A 5,687-nucleotide genomic window follows, 5' to 3' on the forward strand; every position below is an offset into this window, starting at 1 on the left:
TCTAGTTTTGAAGGAATATGCCTTCATAGTTTGGTGATGATGGCAGAGAGGTCACACCCGTTCCCATACCGAACACGGAAGTTAAGCTCTCTAGCGCCGATGGTAGTTGGGACCTTGTCCCTGTGAGAGTAGGACGTCGCCAAGCAACTTTAAGACGAGTCAGAATGACTCGTCTTTTTTGTGTTTTATAAAAATAAGAATGGCTGGTAAATTTCACTTTATTGTTCACATCAACAAGTTCAAAACGCTCACAGACGAGTAACATATCTTCAGAGAAATTAAGGCCAAGCTCATTTAGTTCCTTTGTAAAAAAAGAACATGGGTGTCTCTCCAGTAATTATAAGTACGATCTCCTTCGCCTTCAGCGATAGCGAATTCTTCGCTTACTTCATTCATTGGTGTTACAGTTACTTCTATTGTCTTAATAATAGCTACAGGTTCATCATTACTATTGAGTATAATACTATAATCATTAGCAGTCGGTAGCGGTTCATTTTCTAATTCATAAAAAATGTGACCGGAGCATGTAGCGGTTTTAATACCGTCAATTACTAGCTGTGCAAGATAATTAGGGGAATCCCCAAATTGCCAAGCTGTAACAGATTCTGTTTTTTTGTTATTTCCCCAATAAGTATCCCAATATGTCTGTGCTAATTGATTCATTTTTATCGTCACCTCACTCTAATTAATATGTAGTCTCTTTATAATTCCTAGGAAATTTACTTATTTGTTATGCCTTTGTACTCATTTTTAATTTGTATTAGTATGTTGCAAATTAAAAAGATACTATGTGGAGTGAATATGGTTCGTAAATATGTTCTGTACATATATGGGATCTTTAATTTTCCAATTGTATTTTATGATAAAGGATATAGTTACTTAAAGAACGTTCAGATTATGAATGGTAGTTTATTATCACTATGCCATATTGAAGTGAGTAATACTAGAGTTGAAATAGATAAAAAAACCGATATTCTAAATTGAATATCAGTTTAATAATATGTGACTTATATGAATCTATAGCAATACGAAAAGCGTAAATAAGATAGCCAACAAAATACGATAGTATGCAAAAGGTTTTAAACCTATTTTCTCTAAAAGCTTTAGAAAAGTTACTACCGCTAGCATCGCTACTATAAAAGAGGTAATGAATCCTACCGCAAACATAGGGATGTCATCGACACTTAAATACTTCCAGCTTTTTAGTAAGTCTAAGCCTGTAGCCCCAATCATTACAGGAAGAGCTATTAGAAAAGAGAATTCAGATGCAGTCTTATAATTTACTTTTGCTAATAGACCTCCAGAGATAGTAGAGCCAGCTCTAGAGAAGCCAGGGTATACTGCTAAGCATTGAAATAATCCGATTGTTAAAGCTTGGCTGTATGTTAAATCGTCCAGTGAATAGGCTACTGCCTCTTTCTTTTTTTCTTCTGCAAAGATCATAAGAATTGCCCCTGCTACAAGTCCAATTACAACAGTGTATGGCTGGAATAAGTATGTTTTAATAATATCATGTAGTAGCAAACCAGCAACCACTGCTGGAAATACGCCAAGAAATACATGGAATGCGTTGAATTTTTTTTCTTTCTGTAGAAGAGGCTTAATATTACATAAAGAAACGAGACGTTTATGATATAAAATTGCAATAGCTAAAATTGCGCCTAGCTGAATAACAATTTCAAACGTTTTTGCTCTTTCTCCTTCAAAGCCTAATAAATGCCCGACTAATATAAGATGGCCAGTAGAGGATATAGGTAAAAATTCAGCTAATCCTTCTACAATACCGAGTATGAAGGCAATAATGATATCGCTCATAGTTTCACTCCTATAAATTAATGAATGTCTACTTTTTTAAAATAGAATAGTGTTGCAATAAACCCGGAAATTGTCGTTACTGCGATGATGATATAAGAATACTCTGGTGGATATGTCGGTTGTAATTCGTTATTTGCGATATCTAGAGTAGCGGTCCACGGAAATAAATCTTTATGCTTGGAGTTTACGAGCATAAGATTAGTCATTGTAATAATGACTGTTAATATAATGGGCGGTACATAGCTCTTCATTACAAGAGTTAGTAGCACAATAGGTGAAGACAATAGAAAGAGAAGTCCACCACATATTAAAAATTCTAGGAAAGAACCTAAAAGTAAAGCAATGTTAAAACCAGGGAAGTTCCCCAATAGCCCTAATATTAAAGTAAGTGCCCAAGCGACTAAAGTTAGCATCATAATCCAAAGAAAGAGAATGATGAATTTACTTATAATAAAGCTAATGCGCGACACGGGGATAGTTAGTAAATTTTTCAGTGTATCTTCTGCATATTCGCGGGTAAGCAAATAAGCAACCACTACTCCATATAAGGGGAATCCTATAACTAAAGTAGTATATAAGTTAACGTCAGTGAATAATTGATGGAACCAAATAGTTGGAGTTGGCTGTTTTGTTTTTATATGTATATAAGAGGCTACTACAACTAAGAAAGGTGCGACACCAGCACCAATAATGCTAATTAAAAACATATTAGAGCGTTTTAGTTTTAAGAGTTCTGTATAGAGTAGATTAACCAATTGTTCCACCTCCAACTAGTTTGGTGAAATAATCTTCTAGTCTATCTTCGCTTATCATCATTTTTAATACTTCAATATCATTGAGAACGAATGTTCTGTTTATGTATCCTTGTTGTCCAAAATGAGAGTAAATACGAATATTTCTTTCATCATGTACCTCATAATCAAAAATTTGAAGATGATTTTCTAATAACATCACAGCTTTATCGTCATTATTCACTTGAAACTCTATGTACTTACGGTTTGCTTTGCGCAGCGTATCAAGAGAAACTTCTTCTAGTAACTTTCCTTCATGAATAATTCCGATACGATCGACTAACTGTTCTACCTCGGCTAATATGTGACTAGAAATGAGTATTGTTATATTTCTTTCTTGAGCTAAGGAATGAATAAGTTTTCGCATTTCTTTAATACCAATAGGGTCTAGTCCGTTAGTTGGTTCATCTAATATGAGTAGCTCAGGATAATGGAGAAGAGCGCGTGCAATTCCTAAGCGTTGCTTCATTCCTAAAGAATACTTTCCCACTAACTTTTTTGTCTCATGCTGCAAGCCTACTATTTCTAATGCTTCTTCAATAGCATTCTTTTTGTGAACCCCAATTATCTTTGCATTAATTAATAGGTTTTCTTTTGCAGTTAAGTTTTCATAAAATCCTGGAACTTCAACTATAGAACCAATTCTGCTTAAAATATCTTTTTGATTTTGGAATAAGTTCTCTCCGAATATTTCAATTGTTCCACTTGTAGGTTTTATAAGACTAAGCAGCATACGAATGGTTGTTGTTTTACCAGCACCGTTCCGGCCTATGAAGCCATAAATCTCCCCTTTTTGAACATTAATATTTAAATTATCTACTGATTTTTGATTGCCATATACTTTAGTAAGGTTAGTCGTTTTTATAATTGTATTTATAGGAGACACCTGCTTTCTATAAGTTCGTACTTACATCATAAAAAGGAAGGCTTAACTGCATATTAATCATTTCTTAACTATTTCTTAAAAGTATTGTGTTTTGGAATAGAAAAGCTAAAATTAGTTCGTTTCCATGGAGTACTTTCAACCCATATATGCCCACCATTTTTTTCAACGAGTGCTTTAGAAATAGAAAGTCCGAGACCGCTACCACCAAATGAAGAGTTTCTTGATTGTTCGCTTCGGTACATTCGCTCAAATATGTTTTGTAAATCATGTTTTGGAATACCAGGGCCTTGATCCCAAATATGAAGTTCGTATTCTGCATCAGCTTCTAGCAGTTCGACCCCTATTGTTTTCCCATCCTTTCCGTAATAAATTGCATTTTTCATTAAATTACCGATAATCCGCATAATGCTTAGATGATCTGCGATGATAGGACAAGTAGACTCTGGTATAAGAATTTGCAGTTCGATGTTATGTTTTGAGAGCTCAGGTAAAAATTCAATCAAAACTTCTCTAGTAACTTCAGAAAAGTCGAGTTCTTCTTCTTTTAGTGGAAATTCATTAGCGTCTAGCTTCGCCATATTGAATATTTCATCAACTAGGTGCTTTAAGTTATTTGATTTCATATAGAGTATTTTAAGATATTCTTGTTTTTCTATTTCAGAAGCAGCAACTCCGTCTTTCAAAGCATCTATATATCCGATAATGGAGGTGAGTGGTGTTCGTATATCGTGGGAGATACTAGACAAAAGTTGTTTTCTGGATTCCTCGGATCTTTTGGCTTCAATCTGAACTTGCTCTAATTTAGCTATTAGCTCGTTTATTGAAAAAACGATATTATGTAATGAATGGTCATTGCTTGTGAATAATCTCGCTTGTAAGTTTCCTTTTAGTACACGACTTAATTTAGTTTCCATTGCTTTGCGATGTTGAATGAATTGTATTCTTGAAAAGAAGAGATAAATTGTAATTAAGATAAGGATAATAAATAAAGACATTTTTACTCTTGGGTTCATTTGTATGTTTAAAATCCCACAAATGATAAGTTGTAATGAAATAAGGAAGAGGGTTTTATCAGTCTTCAAGCTTTTCACCTACAAACTTATAACCAATTCCCCATATAGTCTGAATGAATTTTGGATTGGAAGGGTCAATTTCTATTTTCTTTCTAAGTTTTCGAATATGTACCATAACGGTATTGTCATCTTCAATATAATTATCGTCCCACACATTTCGGAAGAGCTGTGTTTTTGTAAATACTTGCCCTGGGTTTGAAGTAAAGAATTTTAATAGTTCCAGTTCTTTTCCAGTTAAGCTAATTTCTTCTTTGTTTGTATGAACTGTGTATGTATTTAAATTGATAGTTAGTCCTTTAAAAGATAAAGTCGTTTTTTCTTGAGTAGTATTGTTACTTCCGAGAACTAAAAAACGACGCATAAGAGCTTTTACTCGTGCAATTACTTCGTGAATGCTGAAAGGTTTCGTAATATAATCATCAGCACCAATGCTTAAACCTAAAATTTTATCAACTTCATGATCTTTAGCGGTGAGCATTAATATAGGTACGTTAGTTTTATCTCTAAGTTTTTTACATACCTCGATTCCATCTATTTTGGGCATCATAAGATCTAATATAACGAGGTTATAGTTATTTTGATTAAATAAATGCAAGGCTTCTTCGCCGTTGATTGCAGTGTCTACCATGTATAATTCTCGTTCTAAATATATTTTTAATAAATTTCGGATTTCTTTATCGTCGTCTGCTATAAGGATACGTATATCTTTCAAATCTTCACCTGCTTCTAATAGAGTTTTATTGATAGTACAACAACTCTCTAATTATATACTAGTATTTGTTAAAATAAGGTTGCTAGTTTTGTTGGAGAAAAACGTCTACACAAGTTAAGTCTAGAGTTCAAATTAACCCGAATATATTTTGGAAAATAAATTAAAGAGAAGCAGAAGGTGTTCTCCGATAATGAAATTCTATAGAGACGTATCTAGCTAAAAAAGCATAAAAATATTAAATTGAATTTCTTTATAAAAAGGTGTTGACGATTATACTTTAGAGGTGTAATATAGAACAAGTCGCCGATGACATTAACGTCGCAAGCGACAAACGAAATGAAAAACTTAGTTGACATTACAAAATAGAAATGTTAACATAAGGAAGTCGCGAATGAGCGACCGAGTAGTTC

The 5,687-nt window shown here is 33.5% G+C and carries 5 protein-coding genes, 1 rRNA gene and 1 pseudogene; 1 reads left to right on the forward strand and 6 read right to left on the reverse strand.

The genetic code is table 11. The features are described from left to right. The first annotated feature begins 29 nt into the window (after positions 1-29). Positions 30-145: ribosomal RNA gene (rrf, locus tag DN400_RS27980) — 5S ribosomal RNA — on the forward strand. 66 nt (positions 146-211) lie between these two features. Here rrf and DN400_RS27985 read toward each other — a convergent pair. The 6 genes and pseudogenes from DN400_RS27985 to DN400_RS28015 all read right to left on the reverse strand — a co-directional run. After that, positions 212-663 (reverse strand): annotated as a pseudogene (locus tag DN400_RS27985) (ASCH domain-containing protein); the annotation flags it as partial. A 354-nt stretch (positions 664-1,017) separates the two neighbouring features. Then, the gene (gene uppP / locus DN400_RS27995; RefSeq protein WP_001279959.1) at positions 1,018-1,815 is read right to left on the reverse strand and encodes an undecaprenyl-diphosphate phosphatase UppP; all 798 of its coding nucleotides are present in this window, start codon (positions 1,813-1,815) and stop codon (positions 1,018-1,020) included. A 17-nt stretch (positions 1,816-1,832) separates the two neighbouring features. Continuing rightward, positions 1,833-2,570 (reverse strand): ABC transporter permease, encoded by a 738-nt coding sequence (locus DN400_RS28000; RefSeq protein ID WP_000247715.1) that lies wholly within the window; start codon positions 2,568-2,570, stop codon positions 1,833-1,835. Further along, positions 2,563-3,492, reverse strand: a complete 930-nt coding sequence (locus DN400_RS28005; RefSeq protein ID WP_016513329.1) for an ABC transporter ATP-binding protein — start codon at positions 3,490-3,492, stop codon at positions 2,563-2,565. Before DN400_RS28005 ends, DN400_RS28000 begins: the two co-directional genes overlap by 8 nt. 68 nt (positions 3,493-3,560) lie before the next feature. Then, on the reverse strand, positions 3,561-4,574 hold the full coding sequence (locus DN400_RS28010) for a sensor histidine kinase (RefSeq protein WP_000845339.1): 1,014 nt from the start codon (positions 4,572-4,574) through the stop codon (positions 3,561-3,563). Continuing rightward, complete coding sequence (locus tag DN400_RS28015) at positions 4,564-5,277, reverse strand: response regulator transcription factor (protein WP_000651998.1); 714 nt, start codon at positions 5,275-5,277, stop codon at positions 4,564-4,566. Before DN400_RS28015 ends, DN400_RS28010 begins: the two co-directional genes overlap by 11 nt. Between the last annotated feature and the right edge of the window lie 410 nt (positions 5,278-5,687).

The organism is Bacillus sp. AR8-1 (assembly GCF_008042345.1).
GTDB classification, from domain to species: Bacteria; Bacillota; Bacilli; order Bacillales; family Bacillaceae_G; genus Bacillus_A; species Bacillus_A cereus.